23 protein-coding genes are annotated in these 23,778 nt (G+C 70.8%); 18 read left to right on the top strand and 5 right to left on the bottom strand.

The features are described 5' to 3' along the window. The 8 genes from ACWD2L_RS11695 (at position 1) to ACWD2L_RS11660 (ending at position 8,371) form a co-directional block, all read left to right on the top strand. Complete coding sequence (locus ACWD2L_RS11695) at positions 1–1,296, top strand: acyl-CoA dehydrogenase family protein (protein WP_451189177.1); 1,296 nt, start codon at positions 1–3, stop codon at positions 1,294–1,296. After that, positions 1,293–2,318, top strand: coding sequence for a phosphotransferase family protein (locus ACWD2L_RS11690; RefSeq protein WP_451189175.1), 1,026 nt, complete (start codon positions 1,293–1,295; stop codon positions 2,316–2,318). Before ACWD2L_RS11695 ends, ACWD2L_RS11690 begins: the two co-directional genes overlap by 4 nt. Further along, positions 2,315–3,088, top strand: coding sequence for an enoyl-CoA hydratase-related protein (locus tag ACWD2L_RS11685; RefSeq protein ID WP_451189172.1), 774 nt, complete (start codon positions 2,315–2,317; stop codon positions 3,086–3,088). The genes ACWD2L_RS11690 and ACWD2L_RS11685 overlap by 4 nt, the downstream gene beginning before the upstream one ends. 4 nt (positions 3,089–3,092) lie before the next feature. Beyond that, positions 3,093–4,085 (top strand): NADPH:quinone oxidoreductase family protein, encoded by a 993-nt coding sequence (locus ACWD2L_RS11680; RefSeq protein ID WP_451189170.1) that lies wholly within the window; start codon positions 3,093–3,095, stop codon positions 4,083–4,085. Beyond that, the gene (locus ACWD2L_RS11675) at positions 4,082–4,849 is read left to right on the top strand and encodes an SDR family NAD(P)-dependent oxidoreductase (protein WP_451189167.1); all 768 of its coding nucleotides are present in this window, start codon (positions 4,082–4,084) and stop codon (positions 4,847–4,849) included. The genes ACWD2L_RS11680 and ACWD2L_RS11675 overlap by 4 nt, the downstream gene beginning before the upstream one ends. A gap of 62 nt (positions 4,850–4,911) precedes the next feature. Beyond that, the gene (locus tag ACWD2L_RS11670; RefSeq protein ID WP_451189164.1) at positions 4,912–6,372 is read left to right on the top strand and encodes an aldehyde dehydrogenase family protein; all 1,461 of its coding nucleotides are present in this window, start codon (positions 4,912–4,914) and stop codon (positions 6,370–6,372) included. Beyond that, positions 6,369–7,580 (top strand): CaiB/BaiF CoA transferase family protein, encoded by a 1,212-nt coding sequence (locus ACWD2L_RS11665; RefSeq protein WP_451189161.1) that lies wholly within the window; start codon positions 6,369–6,371, stop codon positions 7,578–7,580. Before ACWD2L_RS11670 ends, ACWD2L_RS11665 begins: the two co-directional genes overlap by 4 nt. Next, entirely contained in the window at positions 7,577–8,371 is a 795-nt protein-coding gene (locus ACWD2L_RS11660; RefSeq protein WP_451189159.1) for an enoyl-CoA hydratase/isomerase family protein, read from the top strand. Before ACWD2L_RS11665 ends, ACWD2L_RS11660 begins: the two co-directional genes overlap by 4 nt. On the opposite strand, the gene ACWD2L_RS11655 is transcribed toward ACWD2L_RS11660, so the two are convergent. The 5 genes from ACWD2L_RS11655 to ACWD2L_RS11635 all read right to left on the bottom strand — a co-directional run bounded on the left by ACWD2L_RS11655 (position 8,356) and on the right by ACWD2L_RS11635 (position 12,649). Continuing rightward, positions 8,356–9,117, bottom strand: a complete 762-nt coding sequence (locus ACWD2L_RS11655) for an SDR family NAD(P)-dependent oxidoreductase (RefSeq protein ID WP_451189155.1) — start codon at positions 9,115–9,117, stop codon at positions 8,356–8,358. The two genes, ACWD2L_RS11660 and ACWD2L_RS11655, sit on opposite strands and share 16 nt — an antisense overlap. A 19-nt stretch (positions 9,118–9,136) precedes the next feature. Beyond that, the gene (locus tag ACWD2L_RS11650) at positions 9,137–10,048 is read right to left on the bottom strand and encodes a PaaX family transcriptional regulator (protein ID WP_451189151.1); all 912 of its coding nucleotides are present in this window, start codon (positions 10,046–10,048) and stop codon (positions 9,137–9,139) included. Between the two features lie 20 nt (positions 10,049–10,068). Continuing rightward, positions 10,069–10,398 (bottom strand): hypothetical protein, encoded by a 330-nt coding sequence (locus ACWD2L_RS11645; protein WP_451189149.1) that lies wholly within the window; start codon positions 10,396–10,398, stop codon positions 10,069–10,071. Beyond that, positions 10,395–11,687: an aromatic ring-hydroxylating oxygenase subunit alpha gene (locus ACWD2L_RS11640; RefSeq protein ID WP_451189147.1), complete on the bottom strand. Its 1,293-nt coding sequence runs from the start codon at positions 11,685–11,687 to the stop codon at positions 10,395–10,397. The genes ACWD2L_RS11645 and ACWD2L_RS11640 overlap by 4 nt, the downstream gene beginning before the upstream one ends. Positions 11,688–11,794: 107 nt before the next feature. Continuing rightward, positions 11,795–12,649, bottom strand: a complete 855-nt coding sequence (locus ACWD2L_RS11635; protein WP_451189145.1) for an enoyl-CoA hydratase/isomerase family protein — start codon at positions 12,647–12,649, stop codon at positions 11,795–11,797. Between the two features lie 76 nt (positions 12,650–12,725). Here ACWD2L_RS11635 and ACWD2L_RS11630 point away from each other — a divergent pair, with 76 nt between their 5' ends. From ACWD2L_RS11630 to ACWD2L_RS11585, 10 genes are all read left to right on the top strand, one after another. After that, a complete protein-coding gene (locus ACWD2L_RS11630) occupies positions 12,726–13,694 on the top strand; it encodes a TIGR03621 family F420-dependent LLM class oxidoreductase (protein ID WP_451189142.1) in 969 nt (322 codons plus the stop codon). Positions 13,695–13,703: 9 nt separating this feature from the next. Beyond that, positions 13,704–14,900 (top strand): CaiB/BaiF CoA transferase family protein, encoded by a 1,197-nt coding sequence (locus ACWD2L_RS11625; RefSeq protein ID WP_451189139.1) that lies wholly within the window; start codon positions 13,704–13,706, stop codon positions 14,898–14,900. Beyond that, positions 14,900–15,847 (top strand): HpcH/HpaI aldolase/citrate lyase family protein, encoded by a 948-nt coding sequence (locus ACWD2L_RS11620; protein ID WP_451189137.1) that lies wholly within the window; start codon positions 14,900–14,902, stop codon positions 15,845–15,847. Before ACWD2L_RS11625 ends, ACWD2L_RS11620 begins: the two co-directional genes overlap by 1 nt. After that, a complete protein-coding gene (locus ACWD2L_RS11615; RefSeq protein ID WP_451189134.1) occupies positions 15,838–16,659 on the top strand; it encodes an SDR family oxidoreductase in 822 nt (273 codons plus the stop codon). The genes ACWD2L_RS11620 and ACWD2L_RS11615 overlap by 10 nt, the downstream gene beginning before the upstream one ends. 98 nt (positions 16,660–16,757) lie before the next feature. Next, entirely contained in the window at positions 16,758–17,582 is an 825-nt protein-coding gene (locus tag ACWD2L_RS11610) for an enoyl-CoA hydratase/isomerase family protein (protein ID WP_451189131.1), read from the top strand. A 3-nt stretch (positions 17,583–17,585) separates the two neighbouring features. Next, positions 17,586–18,629: an acyl-CoA dehydrogenase family protein gene (locus ACWD2L_RS11605; RefSeq protein ID WP_451189128.1), complete on the top strand. Its 1,044-nt coding sequence runs from the start codon at positions 17,586–17,588 to the stop codon at positions 18,627–18,629. Continuing rightward, positions 18,626–19,786 carry an acyl-CoA dehydrogenase family protein gene (locus ACWD2L_RS11600; protein ID WP_451189125.1) on the top strand — a complete coding sequence of 387 codons (1,161 nt, stop codon included), beginning with the start codon at positions 18,626–18,628 and terminating at the stop codon, positions 19,784–19,786. The genes ACWD2L_RS11605 and ACWD2L_RS11600 overlap by 4 nt, the downstream gene beginning before the upstream one ends. Positions 19,787–19,804: 18 nt before the next feature. Then, positions 19,805–21,412: a FadD3 family acyl-CoA ligase gene (locus ACWD2L_RS11595; protein ID WP_451189123.1), complete on the top strand. Its 1,608-nt coding sequence runs from the start codon at positions 19,805–19,807 to the stop codon at positions 21,410–21,412. Then, complete coding sequence (locus ACWD2L_RS11590) at positions 21,409–22,617, top strand: CaiB/BaiF CoA transferase family protein (RefSeq protein ID WP_451189120.1); 1,209 nt, start codon at positions 21,409–21,411, stop codon at positions 22,615–22,617. The genes ACWD2L_RS11595 and ACWD2L_RS11590 overlap by 4 nt, the downstream gene beginning before the upstream one ends. Beyond that, complete coding sequence (locus ACWD2L_RS11585) at positions 22,614–23,765, top strand: thiolase family protein (RefSeq protein WP_451189118.1); 1,152 nt, start codon at positions 22,614–22,616, stop codon at positions 23,763–23,765. Before ACWD2L_RS11590 ends, ACWD2L_RS11585 begins: the two co-directional genes overlap by 4 nt. Positions 23,766–23,778 lie beyond the last annotated feature (13 nt).

Genomic DNA, 23,778 nt, shown 5'->3' with positions numbered 1-23,778 from the left:
ATGGGATGGGACTTCGAGACGGACCCCGAATTCCAGAAGCTGCTCGACTGGGCCGACACCTTCGTACGCGAGGAGGTCGAGCCCCTCGATCTGGCCTTCCCTGGGCAGCAGTTCACCCCGCCGGGACCCGAACTCCGTAAGATCGTCAGGCCTCTGAAGGACGAGGTGCGCCGCCACCGCCTGTGGGCCGCCCACCTGGGCCCCGAACTCGGCGGCGAGGGCTACGGACAGCTCAGGCTCGCCCTGCTCAACGAGATCCTGGGCCGCTCCGAGTGGGCGCCGGTCGTCTTCGGCTGCCAGGCCCCGGACACCGGCAACGCCGAGATCATCGCCCACTACGGCACGGAGGAGCAGAAGGCGAAGTACCTGCGCCCGGTGCTCGACGGCGAGGTGTTCTCCTGCTACTCGATGACCGAACCGCAGGCGGGCGCCGACCCGGCCCTCTTCGAGACACGTGCGGTCCCCGACGGCGACGGCGGCTGGGTCGTCGACGGCTGGAAGTTCTTCTCCTCCAACGCCCGCACCGCCGCGTTCTTCATCGTCATGGCGGTCACCGACCCGGAGGCGGGCCCGTACAAGGGCATGTCGATGTTCCTGATCCCGGCCGACACACCGGGCATCCGCATCGAACGCGACGTCGGCCTGGGAGACGAACCGATGGGCGAGGGCGCACACGCGCTCATCCACTACGACGGTGTGCGCGTCGGCGCCGACGCCGTCCTCGGCGGCCCCGGCCAGGCCTTCGCGATCGCCCAGACGCGGCTCGGCGGCGGTCGCGTGCACCACGCCATGCGCACCATCGGCCACGCGCAGAAGGCCCTGGACATGATGTGCGAGCGCGTGCTGAGCCGCCGCACACGCGACGGGGTGCTCGCGGACAAGCAGTTCGTGCAGGGCTATATCGCCGACTCGTACGCCCAACTCACCCAGTTCCGGCTGTTCGTGTTGTACGTCGCCTGGTCGATCGACAAGCACAACGACTACAGAAAAGTCCGCAAAGACATCGCCGCAGTGAAGGTCGTCATGCCGCAGGTGCTGCACGACATCGCGCAGCGCGCGGCCCAGGTGCACGGGGCGCTGGGGATGAGCAACGAGATGCCGTTCCAGAAGATGCTGCTCGGCGCGGGTGTGATGGGCATGGCCGACGGCCCCACCGAGGTCCACAAGGTGACCGTCGCCCGTCAGGTGCTGCGCGGCCACCAGGCCACGGACGGGCTGTGGCCCACCGGTCATCTGCCCACGCGCCGAAAAGCGGCCCGCGCCAAGTACACGCCCGAGGAAGGCCGGAACCTGTGATCGACATCGAACGCCTCACGACCTGGCTCGACGGACTCGACCTGCCCGGCAAGGGCGAACCGCTCACCCACTCCTTCGTCTCCGGCGGCACCCAGAACGAGATCTACGAGATCCGGCGCGGCCCCCTGCACTGCGCGCTGCGCATCCCGCCGCCCACGGCGCCTGCCTCCCGCGACCAGGGCATCCATCGCGAGTGGCGGATCATCGAGGCGCTCGCGGGCACGGACGTGCCGCACACTCCCGCGGTCGCGGTGTGCACGGACCCGTCGATCCTCGGCCGCACCTTCTACCTGATGGGTTTCGTGGACGGCTGGTCCCCGATGAACCTGACGGACAAGAAGTGGCCGGACCCCTTCGCCGGTGACGCCGCCGCCCGGCGCGGGCTTGCCGAGCAACTCACGGACGGCATCGCGCTGTTGTCGAAGGTCGACTGGCGGGCGAAGGGACTCGCCGACCTCGGCCGCCCGGACGGTTTCCACCAGCGGCAGGTGGACCGCTGGACGTCGTTCCTGGAGCGCGTCAGGTCCCGGGACATCCCCGGGCTCGACGAGGCCTCCGCCTGGCTGCGCGCCCACAAGCCGCTCGACTACACACCGGGCCTGATGCACGGCGACTACCAGTTCGCCAACGTGATGTTCCGGCACGGCGGCCCCGCCCGGCTCGCGGCGATCGTCGACTGGGAGATGGGCACGGTCGGCGACCCCAAGCTGGACCTTGCGTGGATGCTGCACAGCTGGCCCGAGGACACCGCCGTGCAGGAAGCCGCGACGTCCGGATACGTGGACCTCACCGGCATGCCGTCGCGTGATCACCTCCTCCGCCGTTACAGCGAGTTGTCGGGACGCCAGGTCGACGACTTCGACTACTACGCCGTGTTGGCGAAGTGGAAGCTCGCGATCGTCCTGGAGCAGGGCTACCAGCGGGCCGGCGACGACCCGAAGCTCCAGGCGTACGGGCCGATGATCCTGCGGCTGATGCGCGAGGCCGCCGACCTCGCCGGGACTTCGGGTTACCGGGGATGAGCGACGTTCTGATACGGGAGCGCTCCGGGAACGTCCTGGTCGCCCGACTCAACCGGCCCGAGGCGCGCAACGCGCTCACCCCCGAGCTGATGGCCGCCCTGGGCCACGCCCTCCTGGACGCGGAGTCCGACCCCGAGATCCGGGCCGTGGTGCTCATCGGATCCGGTGACCGGGTGTTCTGCCCCGGCATGGACCTGCGGGCGTTCGCCCAGGGGAAGCGGATGGGGCTCGGCGACGATCCGGGGCGCTCCGCCTATCAGCGCCTCCTCGACGGCGGGGTCACCATCCCCGTGGTGGGTGCCGCCAACGGCAGCGCGCTCGGCGGCGGCATGGAACTGCTGCTCGCCTGCGATGTCGTGGTGGCCTCACAGTCGGCGAAGTTCGGCTTCCCGGAGGTCAAGCGCGGACTGTTCCCTGCCGGGGGCGGGACGGCGCTCGGCACCCGGATTCCGCTGGCGCACGCACTCGAGCTGGTACTGACGGGGGACCCGGTGGACGCACATCGGGCGCGCGAGATCGGCCTCGTGAACACCGTGGCCGAGGCCGACCAAGTGCTTTCGACAGCCCTGGAGTTGGCTGGGCGCATCGCGGCGAACGCACCTCTGGGCCTCGCCGCCGCCAAGGAGTTGGTGCGCACGACGCTCACCGATCCGGACCGCGCCGCCGACCGCCGGCGGGAGCTCCAGCGGTCCGTCTTCGCCAGCGAGGACGCGAAGGAGGGCGCGACAGCGTTCATGGAGAAGCGCGCGCCCGTGTGGCGGGGGTGCTGAGGCGGTGAAGGCGGCACAGTGCACCGCGTACGGGCCTCCGGAGGTCGTCCGTGTCACCGACGTGCCCACGCCCGTCCTCGCGGCGGGCCAGGTGCGGGTGCGGGTCGGCGCGGCGGCCGTCAACTACCCGGACGTACTCCTGGTCGCCGGGAAGTACCAGCTTCCGGTGGAGCCGCCGTTCGTGCCGGGCAGCGAGTTCGCGGGGGTCGTCGAGGCCGTCGCGGACGATGTGACCGGCGTACGGGTCGGGGACCGGGTGTCCGGCACGGCGATGGTCGGGGCGTTCGCCGAGCAGGCCGTGGCGTCGGCGCGGTCGGTGACCGCGGTGCCGGACGGTGTGGACCTCGCGGTGGCGGCGGCGCTCGGTGTGGCACACCGCACCGCGTACCACGCGCTGCAGACGGTGGCCGGGATCGCGGCGGGTCAGGAGCTGGTGGTGCTTGGCGCGGGTGGTGGAGTGGGCCTGGCCGCCGTGCGGTTGGGGGTGCTCGCCGGGGCGCGGGTCACGGCGGTGGCCTCGTCGCGGCGGAAGCTGGAGGCGGCGAAGGCGCAGGGCGCGACGGTGCTGATCGACCACCGCGAGGGTGAGCTGCGGGCCGCACTCAAGGAGGCGCTGCCCGCCGGGGCGGACCTGGTGCTCGACCCGGTCGGCGGGCCGCTCGCCGAGCCGGCGCTGCGGTCGCTGCGCTGGGGCGGCCAGTTCGTCAGCATCGGCTTCGCGGCCGGCATCCCGCGCATCCCGCTCAATCTGGTTCTCCTCAAGGGAGTTCAGGTGACGGGGTTCCAACTACGTGACCTGGCCGAGCACTTGACCGAGAGGTTCGAGGCGAACGAGGAGCGGCTGCGCGCGCTGTTCGCGTCGGGCACCGTACGCCCGCACATCGGCGCCGAGTTCGCCCTAGCGGACACGGCGGCGGCGCTGCGCCGCGTGGCGGACGGCGAGGCGGTCGGGAAGGTCGTCGTACGCGTCACCGACGAAGGGAACACACGGCAGTGAGTACCCTGGCCGCACTCCACGACCTGACCGGCAAGGCGGCCGTCGTCACCGGCGGCTCGCGCGGCATCGGCCGCGCCATCGCCGGAGCCCTCGCCGAGGCGGGCGCCGACGTCGTGATCGCCTCCCGCAAACTCGACGCCTGCGAGACGGCGGCCGCCGAGATCGCCAGGGAGTCCGGGCGGCGCACCGAGGCGGTCGTCTTCCACGCCGGTCACTGGGACGACTGCGACCGCCTCGTCGGCGAGACACTGGACCGGCTCGGGCGCCTCGACGTACTGGTCAACAACGCGGGCATGTCGCCTCCCTACACAGACCTGAGCGACATCAGCGAGGAGCTGTTCGACAAGACCCTCGCGGTGAACCTGAAGGGCCCCTTCCGGCTGGCCGTGCTCGCCGCGACACACATGGCGCAGCACGACGGCGGCTCGGTCGTCAACGTCGGCACGGCCGGTTCGCTGACCGCCAGCACCCGCGAACTCCCCTACGCCTGCGCCAAGGCGGGCCTCAACGCGCTCACCGTCGGCCTCGCGGAGGCGTACGCGCCGAAGGTGCGTGTCAACGCGATCCTGCCGGGCCCCTTCGCCACCGACCTGTCGCGCGGCTGGGCGCCCGATGACCCCGACGAGGCGCCGTTCGTGCCGCTCGGCCGGATGGGCCGGCCCGAGGAGGTGGCCCCGCTGGTCGTGCACCTGGCGTCGGCGGCATCGAGCTTCACCACGGGCGCGATCATCCGCGTCGACGGCGGCATCACCCGCAAGGTCTGACACCCCACACACCCCCGCACACCCCGCACGCCCGACACATCAATGCAGGAGGCGTACCGCCCATGACCGAGAAAGCCCCCGACCGGCGGCTGCTGATAGACGGCCGGCTCTCCGGCACCGCGACCACCTTCGCCTCCGTCAACCCGGCCACCGGAGCCGTCGTGGGCCACGCCCCCGACGCGGGTCCGGCGGAGGCCGAGACAGCGATCGCCGCCGCCCGCCGCGCCTTCGACACCACGTCGTGGGCCACGGACCGGGACTTCCGCGCCCGCTGCCTCGACCAGTTGCACCGGGCCCTCGTGAACCACAAGGAGGAGCTGCGGGCCCTGACGATCGCCGAGGTCGGCGCCCCGCACCAGCTCACCGCGGGCGCCCAGCTGGAGGAGCCGATCGGCGTCGTGCGCTGGTACGCGGACCTGCTGCCGACGTACGAGTTCGGCCGTGACCTCGGTGTGCACGAGTCCCGCGGCGCGCAACACCGCCGCTGGGTGGAGAAGGAGGCGGCCGGGGTGGTCGCGGCGATCATCCCGTACAACTACCCGAACCAGATCGCGCTGGCCAAGGTCGCCCCCGCCCTCGCCGCGGGCTGCACCGTCGTCCTCAAGGGTGCCCCCGACACACCCCTTGTCACCCTCGCCCTCGGCGAGCTGATCGCCGAGCACACCGACATCCCGCCGGGTGTCGTCAACATCCTCTCCTCGTCCGGCGCGGCGGCCGGGGAGCTGATGACCACGCACAGGGATGTCGACGTCGTCACGTTCACCGGCTCGACCGCGACAGGGCGCCGGATCATGGCGGCGGCCTCCGGGACGGTCAAGCGGGTCTTCCTGGAGCTGGGTGGCAAGTCCGCGATGGTGCTGCTCGACGACGCGGACCTGCGGGCGGCGTCGATGATGGCGGCGTTCATGTCGTGCAGCCACGCCGGGCAGGGCTGCGCCATCTGCACCCGCCTCCTGGTCCCGCGCGAGCGGCACGACGAGGTCGTCGAGATGGTCGCCCAGGGCCTGGCCCACATCCCGGTCGGCGACCCGGCCGACCCCGCCACGTACATGGGCCCGCTCATCAGCGAGCGGCAGCGCGACAAGGTGGACGCGATGGTGCGGCGGGCCGTCGCCGACGGGGCGAAGCTGGTGTGCGGCGGCGAGCGGGTGCCGGGCCCCGGCTTCTTCTACAAGCCGACACTGCTCGCCGGTGTCGACCCCGTCAGCGAGATCGCGCAGGAGGAGGTCTTCGGCCCGGTCCTCTCCGTCATCCCGTACGAGGACGAGGCGGACGCCGTCCGGATCGCCAACAACTCGGCGTACGGGCTGTCGGGGGCGGTCTTCTCCGCGTCCGACGAGCGGGCGGTGGGTGTGGCGCGGCGCATCCGCTGCGGCACGTTCAGCATCAACGGCGGCAGCTACTTCGCCCCCGACAGCCCCTTCGGCGGCTACAAGCAGTCGGGGGTCGGCCGCGAGTACGGGCTCGAAGGGCTCGCGGAGTTCCTGGAGACCAAGACGTTCGGGGCGGCGGTGTCGGCATGAGGCCTCTCGAGGGAATCAGGGTCATCGAGGTCGCGATGTACGGTTTCGTGCCCTCGGGCGGCGCCGTGCTCGCCGACTGGGGCGCGGATGTCATCAAGATCGAGCACGCGGTGAACGGGGACCCGCAGCGCGGCCTGCGCCGCACCGGCGCGTTCGTCCTCGAGGAGGGCGAGCCGAATCCGAACATCGAGCACGCCAACCGCGGCAAGCGCAGCCTCGGACTCGACATCTCGAAGCCGGAAGGGCTTGAGGTGCTGCGGGAACTGGTCGCGGGAGCCGATGTGTTCCTCACCAGTTTCCTGCCGCGGGCGCGACAGAAGTTCGGGATCGAGCCCGAGGACATCCGCGCGATCAAGCCGGACATCGTCTACGCCCGCGGCAGCGCGTTCGGCCCACACGGGCCGGAGTCCGGGAAGGGCGGCTACGACATGACCGCGTTCTGGGCCCGCTCCTCGGCCGCCGCGAGCATCTCCCCGGAAGCCCTCGACGGCATCCTGCCGCTGCCAGTACCCGCGTACGGGGACACGATCTCCGGGACGAACCTGGCGGGCGGCATCGCGGCAGCACTCGTCAAGCGGGAGCGTACGGGTGAGGGATCCGTGGTGGATGTGTCGCTGCTCGGCAGCGGGGTGTGGGCGATGGGGCACGGCATCGCGCTGGCGCGGGCGAAGAAGCAGCCGTGGGTGATGGCGATGCCCGGCGGCCCGAACGGCATGGCCAACCCACTCAGCGGCATCTACCGCACCTCCGACAACCGGCATCTGTCCCTGGTGATGTTGCAGCCGCAGAAGTACTGGGCGGACGTGTGCCGGCACATCGACCGCCCCGACCTGGCCGGCGACCCGCGCTTCGCGACCGCGGAGCTGATCGCCGAGCACGCCGAGGAGGGCGTCGCACTGCTCCGCGAGGTCATCGCCACGCGTCCGCTCGCCGAGTGGGCCGAACGCTTCGTCACCCTGTCCGGGCCGTGGGCTCCGGTCCAGGACTCGGTCCAGGTGGGTGACGACGTCCAGGTACGCGCCAACAAGTACGTGACCCGCGCCGGGAGCCTCGAACTGGCCGCCAGCCCCGTCCAGTTCGAGGCCGAGCCGCTCGACCACCTCGACCCCGCTCCCGAGTTCGCGGCGCACACCGAGCAGATCCTGCTGGAACTCGGCATGGGCTGGGAACGGATCCTCGCATTGAAGGAGGCGGGAGCGGTCACGTGAACGGTGGTGCCCAGAAGGACGACCTCGGCACGACCGGGCTGCGTCTCGAACGGGACGGTGTCATCGCCTGGTGTCACATCGACCGCCCCGAGGGACGCAACGCGCTGACACCTGCCATGTACTTCGGCATCAAGCGGGCGGTATGTCTCGTCAACGCCGATCCGGACCTGGCCGCGCTCATCATCACAGGCACTGACGATGTCTTCGCGCCCGGAGGTGACCTGGGCGGCCGGGCTCAGCCGGGCGACGCGGACGTGTCCGCCCTGGGCCACGACATCCTGCCGTTCACCGCCGTCCGGGAGTCGCGCGCCCCGGTGATCGCGGCGGTGAACGGGATCTGTCAGGCGGGCGGGCTGCTCATCGCGATGATGGCGGACATCGCGGTGGTCAGTGACCGGGCGACGTTCCGGGTGCCCGAGCTGCTGCGCGGCATCCCGGATGCGACGTTCGCGGCGGCGTTGCCCGCGCACGTGGGGGTGGCGGCGGCCCGCGACCTGCTGCTGTCGGCGCGCCGCTTCGACGCGGCGGAGGCGCTGCGGCTCGGCCTCGTCTCGCGGGTCGTTCCACACGAAGAGCTGCGCGAGGCCGCCCTGGCAGCAGCCCATGAGGTGCTGCGGACGCCGCCGATGGCGCGGATGAACGTCAAGCGGATGCTCAACGAACGGTACGGCGTCATCGACTACCAGACGATGTTCTGGGCGCTGGAGGAGTCACCCGAACCCCGGGAGGGGATGCGGGCGTTCATGGAGAAGCGCCGGCCCGACTGGGTGCCGGATCAGGGGACCACGTAGCCGCCGTCGACGGGCAGTGCCACGCCCGTCACGAACGAGGAGGCGTCGCTCGCCAGGAACAGTACGGCGGCGGCGAGTTCGGCGGGCAGACCCCAGCGGTGCATGGGCTGCGCCTTCATGACGGCGTCGGGAGGCGGCTCGGGGCTCTCCGCGTCGGCGCCCGCGAGCCCCGTCCAGGTCATGCCGGGGCACACGGCGTTGATGCGGATGCCCTGCGTCGCGTAGTCGAGGGCGGCGGACTTGGTCATCTGGACGACACCGCCCTTGGCGGCCGCGTAGACGGAGTGCTTCTTCCAGCCGACGAGCGCGGCGGACGAGGCGGTGTTCACGACCGAGCCACCACCGGTACGCAGCATGGCGGCGATGCCGTACTTCATGCCGAGGAAGACGCCCTTGAGGTTGACGGCGATGACCTCGTCGAAGGTGGCCTCGTCCTGTTCGACGAGGGGTTTGCGGGGGCCGCCGAACCCGGCGTTGTTGAACAGCACGTCGAGCCGCCCGAAGTGTTCCGACGCCGCGCTGATCATGTGCTCCACGTCGGCGGCGACCGAGACATCGGCGTGCACGGCGAGGGCGGCACCGTCCCCGATCTCCTTCGCCACGGCGGCCTGTTCGCCGCTGCGGTCGGCGCAGACGACCTTGGCGCCGTGCTCGGCGAAGAGCAGGGCGGTCGCCCGGCCGATGCCCGAACCGGCGCCGGTGACGACGGCGACCTTCCCGGCGAGACTCCCTGCGGCACTGGTCATGTCGTGCGCCTCCTTGAGCTCAGTCTTTTCCCGATGGCTCGGTGGTGCGATGGTTCGCTTCGACCGCGAGGGCCGGCTCGTGCTCGGCGACGACCTGTCGGACGCGGACCTCGGCGAGCGGCCCCAACGCGTCGTAGACCTGCGCGAACAGGGCGCGGGCCGCGTGCCCCGGCCAGTCGGCGGGCAGCAGGTCCGCGGGCAGCTCCGGGTCGGTGCTGACCATCTGGAGCCACTCCTCCTTGACCTTGGTCCGGACGGACAGGGCCTCCGCCGAGCCCACCTGTCCTGCCGCCGCACGCTCCGCCAACTCGGCGTGGGACGCGATGAATTCGGCGTACGCGGCCCCGATGGCGTCCAGGTCCCAGGCGGCCAGCGGGTCGCCGTCCCCCTGGGTGTGGGTCAGCGTGGAGCGCAGCACGGTGGCGCTGCGTACGCCGACGCTGCGCAGGAGCTCGGCGGTCTGTACGTGGTCGGCGCGCGGCGACATCCACACACCGTCGTACACGGCGCCGTAGCCGAGGAACCGCAGGCGCCGGCGGATGACGTGGCGCAGCTCGCGCTGTTCGTCGGGGACGGAGAAGATCACGGTGGTCCACAGCCCGTCCCAGGGCCGGCCGGGGGCGCCGAACTCCATCATGCGCCGCTGCGTCTGCTCCAGGACGCGGGCCGTGTCCGGCGTCATCCGGTAGTACGTGCGACGCCCCCGCTTCTCCGCCTCCAGGACACCCCGCCGTGCGAGCCGCCCGATGGCCGCGCGGGCGCTGACCGGTGTGCTGCCGAAGTCGGCGAGCAGGGCCACCAGGGCGGCGGACGGCAGGGGTTCAGGGGTCGCGGACCAGTGGTCGGTGAACAGGCCGAGGACGAGGTGCTGCGGGTTGGCACCGGTCTGGGACCTCGGCAGGTCGACATCGGCGAGAATCTGCGCGTTCATCGGCGTGAGCGTACGTGGCCTCACACCGCGGGTTCGACGAGGGTGTCGAAGTAGGCGGCGCCGGCGTCGGGGATGCTCGGCTGCTCGAAGACGTTCACCGCGTAGGAGACGAGGATCATTGAGAACAGCAGCCGCAGCAGCCGGAGTTCGGGCTCGGGAAGGTCGTCGATGTCGAGGGTGTCGAGATGGGCGATGGCGGCCTCGGCGCGCGGTGCGATGGCGTCGTAGAACGCGCCGAGTTCCGTCATGTCCTTGCTCAGGCGCATGTCGTAGCGCTGCTGCCGGGTGGGCAGCGCCCAGTCGGCGACGTACGGCTCGAGTTCGGCGAAGCCCTCGGGAAGCGTGTTCATCGCGTCTCCTCGTGGGCGGCGACGGTGTCGCGGACGGTCTTGTGGAAGTGCCGGATGAGGAGTTCCTGGTCGCTGAGGTGGAACTCGCGGTTGGCACGGGACTTGAGGCCGGAGTGGGTGGCCTCGATGGTGTTCACGTCCTGCATGGCGAACTCGATGGTGCTGTCGACGACGAGTTCCTGCGCGAGCCGCTGCTGGGCGTTCTCGGGCGGCACGAAGTAGAGGTCGATGTCGTAGATGTGCGAGTCGACGCTCTCGGGCCAGTACGTGTACGTGATGTAGAAGCCGCGGGCCCAGATCTGCACGGAGAGGTTGGGGAAGAGCCAGAACTGGTCGTTGCCCCAGGAGCGGATGTTCCCCTTGTTGAGGAACTCGGGGAGCGGGCCGCCGAGGTCGGGCACGTCGTCGGGGCCGAACAGTCCGGCGCGGAACAGCCGGTACACCCACTTCTGGTCGTTGCGTGCCGGGCCGAGCACGCCGGGCTCGCGCGGGGGCAGCGGCGGCGGTCCGGGTACCGAGGTAAGCATGTGCGGGGTGAACAGATCGTAGTGGTAGGAGTCGACGGGCGGCACCATCTTCTCGGCCTTGGCGACGTCCTTGTCGATGAACCGGGCGTGCACGTACGGCGGGTGGTACCACTCGCAGACCGAGTCGACGGCGAGCTTCCAGTTGCCCTTGATGTGTGCGCGGAAGCCGTGGCGCCGTGTCATCTTCTCGAACGGGTACTGCTCCAGTTCGAGGAGCCGGTCACCGAGGTAGCTGCGCAGCGGCACCGGGTCCTCGGCGAGATTGACGAACACGAACCCGGCGAACTCCTCGCAGTGCACCGGCGGCATCCGCAGTCGCTTCTTGTCGAGGTCGAAGAACTCCTCCTCGTTCGTGACATGGCTGACCTGTCCGTCGAGCCCGTAGCGCCAGCCGTGGTACTTGCAGTGGAACTGCCGGCACATGCCGGCGCTCTCCTCCTGCGGATGCTCCTGCCACACGACCTTGTTGCCCCGGTGCGCACAGACGTTGTGGAAGGCGTGCACCTGTCCGTCGGTACCGCGGGTGACCACGATCGAGGCCAGGTTGCCCGGCAGCTCTCGCGTGAAGTACGCGCCGCGGCGGGCCAGTTGTTCGGAGCGGCCGACGTAGAGCCAGGACCGCTGGAAGACCGCGGCGCGTTCGGCCTCGAAGAATTCGGGCGAGACGCAGTCCTCGTAGGAGACGGGCCCGGTGTCGAGCTCGGGGTAGCTGGGCGTGAACTTGCCCTTGCCGGTGGCCAGTCGTTCCTGAAGTTCCGTCATGGAGCGGTTCCTCTCGGTCACTTGTGCCGGTCGGTTGTTGCCACGCCCTCATACTAGACAGTTAGCAACATGATGCTCCAGATAACTGTCGTATGTTCTTGGACGCCTCAGGTCCACGGCTCGTCGTCGTACGCGCGGTCCAGCGGCGCCATGCCGCCGCCGAAGGGGAAGAACTCCTGCTGGGCGTACGTTTCGCGGCCCAGGCCATGGCCGAGTTCGTCGAGGAAGGCGCGCTTGAGGTTCTGGGTGAACAGCTGGCGGGTGTAGCGCAGGACCAAATACGGACGCTTGGCGAGTTCGCGGGCCAGCTCCCACGCACGGTCCAGGACCGCGTCCTTGGGGTGCACCTCGGCGACTGCACCCCACTCCTTGGCCTCCTGCGCGCCGAGCTGTTTTCCGGTGAGCAGCAGGTAGCGGGCGCGGTTGTGGCCCACCAGGAAAGGCCAGATGACGTGCTGGCCGTCGCCGGGAACCTGGCCGCGCGGGAAGTGCGAGACGTCCTGGAAGTAGGCGTCCTGCGAGGCCAGCACGATGTCGCCCATGAGCGGGACCTCGGAGTGGATGTTGCAGGGCCCGTTGACCACGCTGATCATCGGCACGTCGACGTCGAGCACGTTCCACATGAGGTTGCGGTTGTACCAGGCCTTCTCGTCGAGCTTGCGCAGCCCGCGCACGCCGGGCATCGCGTCGTACATGGGCGTCTCGGGGAATTCACCGTTCGGGAGTCTCCCCCAGTCGGCGTTGTAGTTGGCGCCCGTGCCCGTGTGGATGAGGACCTTGATCTCGCGGTCGCCGGCCACGTCGGCGAACGCGTCGGCCATGTCGTCGTGCGCCTTCCAGTCCCACACCAGGCTGTCGCCGTCGGTGTGGCACTGCATGAACAGGATGCCTTCCTCGCTCAGCTCGAAGCGGTAGTTGCGGTAGCGGTCCTTGTACTCGGCGAAGCGTGCACGCTTGACCACAGGCCCGGCCCTCCCGTTCCCGATCGTCGCGGCCGGGGCATGGCGCCCCAACTGCTGGACAGTTATCGTGAGTTGCGTGACAAGTGTGCAGCCATTCAGGTTCGCCGTCCAGGCGACGAAGGCAACATCCGCGAAGGGGTGGCGGGACACCGCGCGCTCCGTACAGGATCTCGGCTACAGCACCCTGTTCCTGGCCGACCACTATCTCGGGCCGGGACCGGCCCAGCGCGAAGCCCGTTGGCCCGCCCAGCACTTGGCGCCGCTGACGGCGCTGGCCACGGCCGCCGCCGTCACCGACACACTGCGTGTCGGCTGCCGGGTTTTCTGCGTCGACTATCACGTGCCGGGCGTCCTCGCGAAGGAGGCCGCGACGCTCGATCTGCTCTCCGACGGGCGCCTCGAATTCGGCATCGGGGCCGGGTGGAGCGAGCCCGAATACCGGGCCATGGGGCTGCCGTTCGCGCCCGCGGGGCGGCGCGTGGACAAGCTCGTCGAGGTGGTCGCACTGATGAAGGCGCAGTGGAGTGGTGAGCCGCTGGAGCTGCGGGGCGAGCACGTGACCGCGGTCGACCACGCGGGGCTGCCGCTGCCGGTGCAGCGCCCGCACCCGCCCCTCATGATCGGTGGCTCCCGACGCCGTGTGCTGTCGTTCGCGGCGCGCGAGGCGGACATCGTGAGCCTCGCGAACGTGCCCTTCGACGCCCGCAACGCGGCGGGCCGCACGCCCGCCGAGGAGGCGGCACACCGATACGGGTTGGTCAGGGAAGCGGCGGGTGAACACATCTCGCGGCTGGAGGTGGAGAGTTCACCCTTCTTCGCCCGGATCACCGACGATCCGGCGTCCGCGGCCGACCGCGTGGCGCGCACCCTGGGGATCTCGTCCGACGGACTGCCCGAGCACCCCAACGTGGTCATCGGCACGCTCGACGAGGTGGTCGAGCGCCTCCAGGAGCGGCGGACGCGCTTCGGAGCCAACTACATCACCGTGCAGCAGGGCGAGGCGGAGCGCTTCGCGCCCGTGGTCGCGCGGCTCACCGGGACCTGAGGAGGCACCGTGACACACAGTCCGCTGCACGGGCTGCGCGTCATCGAGATCGCCACTCTCGCCGCGGGCCCCACCGTGGCGACGACGCTCGGCGAGTTCGGCGCGGAGGTCATCAAGGTCGAGCAGCCCGGCTCCGGCGACCCCATGCGCACCTGGGGCGATCGCCGCGACGGCATCGGCCTGCTGTGGAAGAGCATCGCCCGGAACAAGAAGTGCACCACGCTCGACCTGCATACGCCGTCGGGACAGGACCTCTTGCATCAGCTCCTGGAGGTGAGCGACGTCCTGGTCGCGGGCAACAGGCCCAGTGCGCTGACCCGTTGGGGCCTGGACTACGACTCCGTCCACGCGGCTCACCCGCGCATCGTGATGGCGCACATCACCGGCTACGGGAGCGGTGGACCGAAGAGCGACCGACCCGGCTACGGCACCCTCGCCGAGGCGATGAGCGGTTTCGCCCACCAGACCGGACAACCCGACGGGCCGCCCACACTGCCCCCGTTCATGCTCGCCGACGGGGTGGCCGGGCTCGCGGCGACGTACGCGGTGATGATGGCCCTCTACCACCGCGACGTGCACGGGGCGGGAGGCCAGCTCGTCGACGTCAGCCTCGTCGAACCCCTCACCCGCCTCCTGGAGACGGGAACCCTCGCCTACGACCAACTCGGCCTGGTGAAGGGCCGATCGGGCAACATGCTGCCGGCCAGCGCGCCGCGCAACACCTACCGCACCGCCGACGGGCGATGGCTGGCCGTCTCCAGCGCCTCGCCCAGCATCGCCGCGCGAGTGTTCCGCGCCATCGGCCGGGAGGACATGGCGTGCGACCCGGATCTCATCGATCCGGTGCGCCGCCAGGAGCGGGCGGTGGAGGTGGACGAGGCGGTGGCCGACTGGGTGGGGCGGCACACCCTCGACCGGGCCATGACCGTCTTCGAGTCGGCCGAGGCGGCGGCGACCGCCGTGTACGACGCGCCGGCGCTGCTGGCGGACGCACACCTGCGGGCGCGCGGGACCTTCGTGGGCGTCCCCGATCCGGACTTCGGCGAGGTGACGGTGCAGGCACCGGTGGCACGCCTGAGCGGAACGCCGGGACAGGTCACCCACCTGGGACGCGACCTGGGCGCGGACAACGGAGCCGTCTACGGCGAGCTGCTCGGCCTCTCCCCCGCCAAGCTCGACGAACTGCGCGCGGAAGGAACCATCTGATGCCGGATTCCGGAGCGGCCCGGACACACCGGCACCGCCCGCGCCGCAGCGAACTGGCCACCCCCGCGAGCAGCGAGCGAATGTGCGCCAAGGCCCCCGACTCGGGCGCCGACCTGGTCTTCCTGGACCTGGAGGACGCCTGTGCCCCGTCCGCCAAGGAGTCGGCGCGGTCCACCGCCGTGGCCGCCCTCACCGGGCAGGACTGGGGCACCACACTGCGCGCTGTCCGCATCAACGGCCTGGACACACCCTGGTGCCACGACGACCTGATCGAGGTCGTCACGGGCGCCCGCCACGCGCTCGACGTCGTCATCATCCCCAAGGTGCGCACCGCACGCGACGTGTGGTGGGTCGACGTCCTCCTCACCCAGCTCGAACGGAAGCTCGGCCTGGGCAGGCGGATCGCCCTGGAGGTGCTGATCGAGGAGGCCGAGGGCCTGGCGAACGCCTTGCCGATCGCCCGTGCCAGCACCCGTCTGGAGGCCCTCATCTTCGGCGCGGGTGACCTGTCGGTGTCGTTGCGGGCCCGTGTGGACGGCAACTTCGATCCGCTCTCCCCCTACCCCGGCGACTTCTGGCACTACGCGCGCGCCCAGGTGCTCACCGCCGCACGGGCGGCCGGCATCGCCGCGATCGACGCACCGTTCCCGGCGTACGGCGAACCGGAGAGGTACCGCGAGTCGGCGCGGCAGGCCGCGCTGCTCGGATTCGACGGCAAATGGGCCATCCATCCCTCCCAAGTGCCCCTGGCCAACGAACAGTTCACCCCGTCCAGGGACGACATCACGGCAGCCGAGGACGTCATCGCACGCTACCGTGCCGCCGAGGCCGAGGGCACGGGAGCGATCGGCCACGACGGCCGTCTCATCGACGCGGCCCACGTTCTGCTTGCCACCAATGTCCTGGACAGGGCCGCCCACCGACCAACGGAGTCACGATGCACATAGCGAGCGACCAGGTCGCCGTCATCACCGGCGGAGCCAGTGGCATCGGCTACGGCCTCGCCGAGGTCCTCGCCGGGCGCGGGGTCCGCCTCGTCATCTCCGACGTACGCGAGGAGGGCCTGGCGAAGGCGCGGGCCGCGCTGGCGGCGGGGGCCGAGGTGACAGCGGTGGTGGCGGATGTCCGGGACGAGGCATCGGTGCGCGCGCTCGCCGACCGGACCGTTTCCGCGTACGGGCGGGTGGACCTGGTGTGCAACAACGCCGGAGTCGTGTCACCCGCGGCGCCCCTGTGGGAACAGACCTCCCAGACCTGGAAGTTGATGATCGGCGTGAAGATGCTCGGCGTCGTCCACGGCGTCCGCGCATTCGCTCCCCTGCTCATCGAGCGCGGCACCGGCCACTTCCTCAACACCGCATCCTCCGGCGGCCTCGCCCCGCTGCCCGACCGGGCGCCGTACACGACGACCATGCACGCGGTGGTCGGCCTGACCGAGACACTCGACGCGGAACTCAAGCGCGTCGCTCCCACGCTCGGCGCCACGGTCCTGTGCCCCGGCCTGGTCGACACCCCTCTTGGCCAGAACTCCGTGGCCCTGGGCGCGATCCGCCTCCCGCCCGGCACCCCCACCTCCATGCGCGACATGGCGGCCCGTCGCGGCGGCATCCTGTCGCCGCGCGAGGTCGCGGAGGCGGCACTCGCGGCCGTCGAGGCGGGACGGCTGCATGCGGCGCCGGGCGGGGGTGTGGTGGGGCGGGCGCGGGCTCGGGTTGAGGGACTACTCGAAGACCTTGAGGCGGGCGAGGAGGCTTCTTGAGAATCCCATTTACGTATAGCGGTAAGATGATTGACACCCACTCGGCGCGCCCATAGCGTGAATCGGCGCGCAGAACGCAGCCGAGCCGAGGAGGTTCCATGGGTTCCACGGGCGATGAGACATCCCCCGTACTGACCGTGACCGCCGAGAAGGACGTTCGCATCGTCACACTCAACCGGCCCGATCAACTCAATGGCGTGTCAGCCGAGTTGCACCGGCGACTTGCCGAGGTCTGGGACGAGATCGCCGCGGACGGCGACGCGCGGGCCGTGGTGGTCACTGGCGCCGGGCGGGCGTTCAGCGCCGGTGGGGACTTCGAGCATCTGCTGCGCCACACGAACGACGCCGAGCTGCGTGAGCGTTCCATTCGGCTCGACCGGGCGATCCAGACGGCGATGATCCGCTTCCCGCTTCCGGTGGTCGCCGCCGTCAACGGGCCCGCTGTGGGGCTTGGTTGCTCACTCGCGCTCGGGTGCGATCTCGTCCTGATGGCCGATGACGCGTACCTCGCCGATCCGCATGTGTCCGTCGGGCTCGTCGCCGGAGACGGCGGTGTCACTCTGTGGCCGCTGCTGACCAGCCTGTCGCGCGCCAAGGAGTATCTGTTCACCGGGGACAGCATTCCGGCCGAGAAGGCGGTCGAGTTCGGGCTCGCCAGCCGGGTCGTCCCGGCCACCGAACTCACCGAGCAGGCACTGGCGTTGGCGCACCGGCTCGCCGCCCAGCCGGCGCAGGCGCTGCGAGCGACAAAGGCCGCGCTGGCCGTGGTGGCGGAGCAGGTGTCGCGCGGCGGCATGGAGGCCGCGCTGATGGCCGAACAGGCCACCATGACCAGCCCGGACTACCTGCGGATCGTCAGCGCGCTCGCCGAGCGCGGGACCAAGGGCTCCGCGCGCGGCCCGTCCGGCGACCGGACGGAGTGAGCGGTGCTGGCGGAGGAGTTCCGGCTGGTCCGCGAGGCGCTTGCCGCCTTCGTCGCCGACCACCGGTGCACGTCGGCCGAGCCGACGGCGGCGCAGCGGGCCGCGACACAGAAGGCGCTGGACGGGCTCGGGCTTGTCGAACTGCGGCGTGGCGAGCGGCCGTTGGCGAGCGCCCAAGAGTGTGCGCTGCTCGCCGAGGACTTCGGCCGGCAGCCGATGTCGGCATCGTTCCTCGGCACGGTGCTGCTGGCGCCCGAGGTGCTGCGGCTCGTCGAGGCGGGCGGTGGGGACGTCTCGTACGAGGGCACGCCCACCATCGCGCTCGGTCGTGATCTGCGGTTCGGTGGCGGCATCGCGGGCGGCTTCCGCGCCTGGGACGCCGAGGGCGCCGACAGCGCGGTGTCCGTGGATGCCGACAGGGTCGTACGATCCCTGGCGCTCGGCGATGCGGCGCCCACCACCGATCTGCTTCGCACCGTCCGCGTGGCCACAGCGACACCACAGGTCATCGGCCGACTGAGCCGCGAGCACGTATGTGCCTGGCAGGCCTGGGCGCTGGTCATGGTGAGCAGTGAACTCGTGGGCGCAGCCACCTCGTTCGTCGAGCAGGCTGCCGCCTACGCGCGCGAACGTGTGCAGTACGGGCGGCCCATCGGCTCCTATCAGGCGGTGCAGCATCTGCTCGCCGATGCCACGGTCGCCGTCGAGGCGTGTGCCAGTGCCACCCGGTATGCCGCCTGGTGTCTCGACCACACCGGCCCTGACGCGGCGCTGACCGCGGCTCGCGTCGCCAAGGCCGAGGTGGACGTGTCGGCCCTGGAGGCGGTGTACGCGGGGATGCAGGTGTTCGGCGGGATCGCCCAGACGTGGGAGCACATCGCGCATCTGTATCTGCGCCGGGTGCGCGTCGGCGCCACGGTGCTGACCGGGACGGCCGAGCTGCTGTCCGCACTCGCCGCCCCGCCGTCCGCTGAGGCCACGGAGACGACCGATGCGACGGTGACGCCCGATGTCACGGTGACGCCCGATCCCACGGAGGCGATGTGACCCAGCAGGACCTGCCGCTGGACTTCGGCGCCCCCTCCGACCTCACCCGACTGCGCCACGAACTGCGTTCCTGGCTCGCCGAGCACCCGCTGCCCGAGCGCCGCCCCGACGAGGAACCGGCCCTGTTCCTGCACCGCTGGCACCGCATGCTGCACTCCGGCGGTTGGGTGGGCCTCGACGTGCCCGAGGAGTACGGCGGCCGTGGCCTGACCGCGCTGCACCAGGTCGCGATCAGCGACGAACTCGGCGCTTGCCGCGCGCCCGGCGTGCCGCGCATCGGCTACCTCGCCCACGCGCTGCTGGAGTTCGCCTCGCACGAACAGCGGGCCAGGCTCCTTCCGCACATGCTCGCCGGAGACGACGTGTGGTGTCAGGGCTTCAGCGAGCCCGGCGCGGGCTCCGACCTCGCGGGCATGACGACGTACGCGCGCAAGAGCGAGGAAGCGGAGCACAACGACGTCCACGGCCACTACATCGTCAACGGCCAGAAACTGTGGACCAGTTACGCCCAGCACTCCCACTACTGCCTCCTCCTCGCCCGCACCGACCGTGACGCCCCCGCACACCGCTCCATCACCGCGTTCGCGCTGCCGCTCGACCGGGCCGGGGTGACCGTGCGTCCCCTGAAGGCGGCGAACGGGGACGACGAGTTCTGCGAACTGTTCCTCGACGATGTGCGGATCGAGGTCGCCGAACGGATCGGCGCGGAGGGTGACGGCTGGCGGCTCGCGATGACAACGGTGAACTACGAGCGCAACGCCCTGGATACCGGCCATCTCTCCAAGTACGGGGTGCTGTTGGAACGGCTGCGGCGTGAACTGCACGAGCGCGCGGTCGAGTTGCCCGATGGACTCGTGACCGCGGTCGGGCGGTGCGTCGTCGACTACCAGGTGCTCGTCGCGCACGCCCGGCGGCGCACCGCCGAACGCCTCGAGGGCGGCGCCGCCGGTCCCGAGTCGTCGATCGACAAGCTGCTGATGACGCGTGCCGAGCAGCGCCTGTACGAGACCGCGCTCCGGGTCCTGCCCGATCAACTCGCCGAGGCGGGCGGGTCAGTGTACGGCGAGTACCTGTACTCGCGCGCCGCGTCCGTGTACGGCGGTACGTCCCAGATCCAGCGGAACATCATCGCCAAACGGCTGCTGCGGCTGCCGTAGGGGAAAACGGAGCCCGTGATGCGCTACGACCAGGAATACCTCAGCATCCCGAACGTCGTCCGCCGGGCCGCCACACAGTACGGTGACGCACCCGCCCTCGTGGACGGCGCGACGCGCTGGAGCTTTCACGAGCTCGACCGGCGGATGACGCGGGCGGTGCGCGCCGCGCTCGCCCTCGGCATCTCCCCCGGCGACCGGGTCGGCATCTGCGCCCCGAACCGCGCCGAGTGGATCGTGGCCGCACTCGCCGTGCAGGGCGCGGGCGGCATCGTCGTCCCGCTCAACACCCGCTTCAAGGCCGCCGAACTCGCTTACATCCTGCGGAAGTCGGGGGCGAAGGCACTCTTCGCCGCACCGTTCCTCGACACCGACTACGTGACGGAACTACGCAAGCACGACCCCGAGTTGGACGCCCTGCGCACCACCGTGTCCCTTGCCGCCGAGCGCGGCGACGCCGACCTCTCATGGAAGGAATTCCTCAACGAGGGCAAGAGCGGGGCTGTCGACGAAGGTGCCGCGCAGACGTCCATCGACCGGATCACGCCCGACACCGTCTCCGACATCATGTTCACCTCCGGCACCACCGGCCATCCCAAGGGCGTCGTCCTCACCCACGGGCAGTCGCTGCGCGCCTACGGGTGGATGGCCGAGCAGTACACCTTCCGCACCGGCGACGTGTTCCTCGTCGTGCCGCCGTTCTTCCACTGCTTCGGTTATAAGGCGGGCTGGCTCGCCTCGTTCCTGCACGGGGTGACCGTCGTCCCGATGCCCGTGTTCGACCCGGCCCTGGCCCTGGAACTCATCGAGCGGGAGCGGGTGTCCATCATGCTGGGGCCTCCGACGATCTTCCAGGATCTGCTCGCCGCCCCGGACCGCGCCCACCGCGACACCTCGTCCCTGCGGATCTCCATGACGGGCGGCACCACCATCCCCGAGCCACTGATCCACGCGATGAAGGACGAGCTGTCGTTCGACATCGTGATGAGCGCGTACGGGCTCACCGAGGCATCCGCCCTCGTCACCACCACCCGCCTCGGAGACACCCCGGCGACGGTCGCCCGCGGCAACGGCCGGCAGATCCCCGACGTGGACGTACGGATCGCCGACGACGCCGGCAAGCCTGCCCCGACCGGCGGAACGGGCGAGATCCAGGTGCGCGGATACACCGTCACCAGCGGTTACTGGGACGACCCCGAAGCCACGGCCGCCGCGATCGGCGACGACGGATGGCTGCGCACCGGTGACATCGGCAGTCTGGACGACGAGGGCAATCTGGCGGTCGTGGACCGCAAGAAGGACATGTTCATCGTCGGCGGCTTCAACGCCTATCCGGCCGAGATCGAACGCCTGCTGCTCGGCTACGGCCCGGTCGCCGAGGCCGCAGTCATCGGCGTGCCCGACCAGCGCCTCGGCGAGGTCGGCTGCGCCTACCTGGTGCTCCGGCCCGGCGAAAGTGCCACGGCCTCGGACGTCATCGCCTGGTCACGCGCCAACATGGCCAACTTCAAGGTTCCGCGGGACGTCCGCTTCGTCGACCAGCTGCCACGCAACGCCAGCCGCAAGGTCCTCAAGCACGAGCTGCGCGCCGCGTTCCCGGGCCCCGCCTCCCAGGGCGGTGACGCGTGACGGCGGGGCCGCTGACCGGTGTCACCGTCGTCTCGGTCGAGCAGGCGGTGTCGGCTCCGCTGTGCACGCGTGCGCTCGGTGACCTGGGTGCACGTGTCATCAAGGTGGAGGCACCCGGCGGCGACTTCACCCGGTATTACGACGACGTGGTGCACGGCCTCGCCGCCCACTTCGTGTGGGTCAACCGTGGCAAGGAGTCCCTGACGCTCGACCTCAAGTCGGCCCACGGCGCACACATACTGCACCGGCTGCTCGACCGGGCCGACGTCTTCGTGTCGAACCTCGCACCCGGCGCCGCCACCAAACTGGGCATCTCCGCAAGCGACCTGACGGCCCGCCACCCCGACCTCATCACCATGGAGATCGACGGCTACGGCCCCGGCGGCCCGCTCTCCCACAAGCGCGCGTACGACCTCCTCGTGCAGGCCGAGGCGGGCGCGTGCGCGATCACCGGACTGCCGGGGCAGCCCGCGAAGCCGGGGCCGCCGATGGCGGACGTGTGCACCGGACTGTACGCGGCGCTGTCCATCACGGCGCTGCTGGCCGAGCGTGGACGCGGAAACGCCTCAGCCACCGTGCCCCCGCAAGGGCCCGCCTCCGTCTCCGTCAGCATGTTCGACACCATGACCGAGCTGATGGGCTACGCCCTGACGTACACCCGCCACACCGGCATCGACCAGCAGCCCGTGGGCATGGGCTCCCCCGCGGTCGCCCCCTACGGCGCGTACGCCACCGCCGACGGTCACACCGTGGTCCTCGGCACGACCAACGACCGCGAGTGGCAGCGCTACGCCCGTGACCTCCTCCGACGCCCGGACCTCGCCGACGACCCCGGCCTCGCCACCACCGCCGACAGGGTCGCCGCCCGCGAACGCCTCGACGCGGAGATCACCCGCTGGTGTGCCGCGCACACCCTCCACGACATCCAGGCAGCTGCCGACTCGGCGGGCATCGGCAACGCCAAGCTCAACACTCCCAGCGAGGTCCTCACCCACCCGCAGCACACCGCACGCGACCGCTGGCGCGAGATCGACACCCCCGGTGGACCGACCCTGGCGCCGCTGCCACCACCCGTGTTCGAGGGACGCGGCGAGGCGCCCATGGGCAACGTACCGGCGCTCGGCGAGCACACGGCCGCGATCCTGCGCGAACTCGGCATCACCGACGAGTTGACCTCGGCCATGAAGGAGGAGGGCGAACAGTGACATCCGACCGTCGTGAGGCCGTGATCGTGGAGGCCGTCCGCACCCCCATCGGCAAGCGGAACGGCTCGCTCGCCGACATCCACCCCGCCGATCTGTCCGCGCACATCCTGACCGAGCTCGTCGCCCGCACCGGCATCGACCCCGCCGACGTCGAGGACGTGATCTGGGGTTGCGTAGGGCAGATCGGCGACCAGTCCGGGAACATCGGGCGCTACGCACTGCTCGCCGCCGGCTGGCCGGAGACGGTTCCGGCGACGACGGTGAACCGGGCCTGCGGGTCCAGCCAGCAGGCCCTCGACTTCGCCGCGCAGGCCGTGCTGTCCGGGCAGTACGACATGGTGGTGGCGGGCGGTGTCGAGGTGATGAGCCGGGTGCCGCTCGGAGCGGCGCGGGCCGGCGGGGCGCCATGGTCGCCGAGCGTCCTCGAGCGCTACGACCACTTCACCTTCAACCAGGGCGAGTCGGCGGAGAGGATCGCCCGCAAGTGGGGCTTCGACCGGCAGCGGTTGGACGAATACGCGGCCCGTTCCCACGAGTTGGCGGCAAGCGCGCAAGACGCGGGGGCCTTCGACGCCCAGCTCGCCCCGCACCCCGCGACCTCACTCACCGCCGACGAGGGAGTCCGCCGCGGCACGACGCCCGACACACTCTCCCGCCTGAAGCCGTCCTTCGACCCGAGCGGCGTGATCCACGCGGGCAACGCCTCGCAGATCTCCGACGGCGCCGCCGCCCTCCTCGTCACCACACCGGAGCGGGCCCGCGAACTCGGCCTCACGCCGCTGGTGCGCTACCGGGCGGGCGCGGTGACGGGCGCCGATCCGGTCCTGATGCTGACCGGGCCGATCCCGGCGACCGTGCGGGTGCTGACCCGCGCCGGGCTCACGCTCTCCGACATCGGCGCCTATGAGGTCAACGAGGCCTTCGCCCCCGTCCCGCTGGCCTGGCTCGCGGAGACCGGCGCCGACCCGGCACGCCTCAATCCGCTCGGCGGCGCGATCGCGCTCGGCCACCCGCTGGGCGCGTCGGGCGCGGTCCTGATGACGCGCCTGGTCCACCACATGCGGGACCGTGGCATCCGCTACGGCCTGCAGACGATGTGCGAGGGCGGCGGCACCGCCAACGCCACCGTCGTCGAACTCGCCGAATAGAACCAGGGGTTAC

The sequence above is a fragment of the Streptomyces sp. NPDC002754 genome (genome assembly GCF_053592315.1).
The sequence above is the reverse complement of the archived record's forward strand: the minus strand, read 5'-3'. Positions and strand labels throughout refer to the sequence as shown.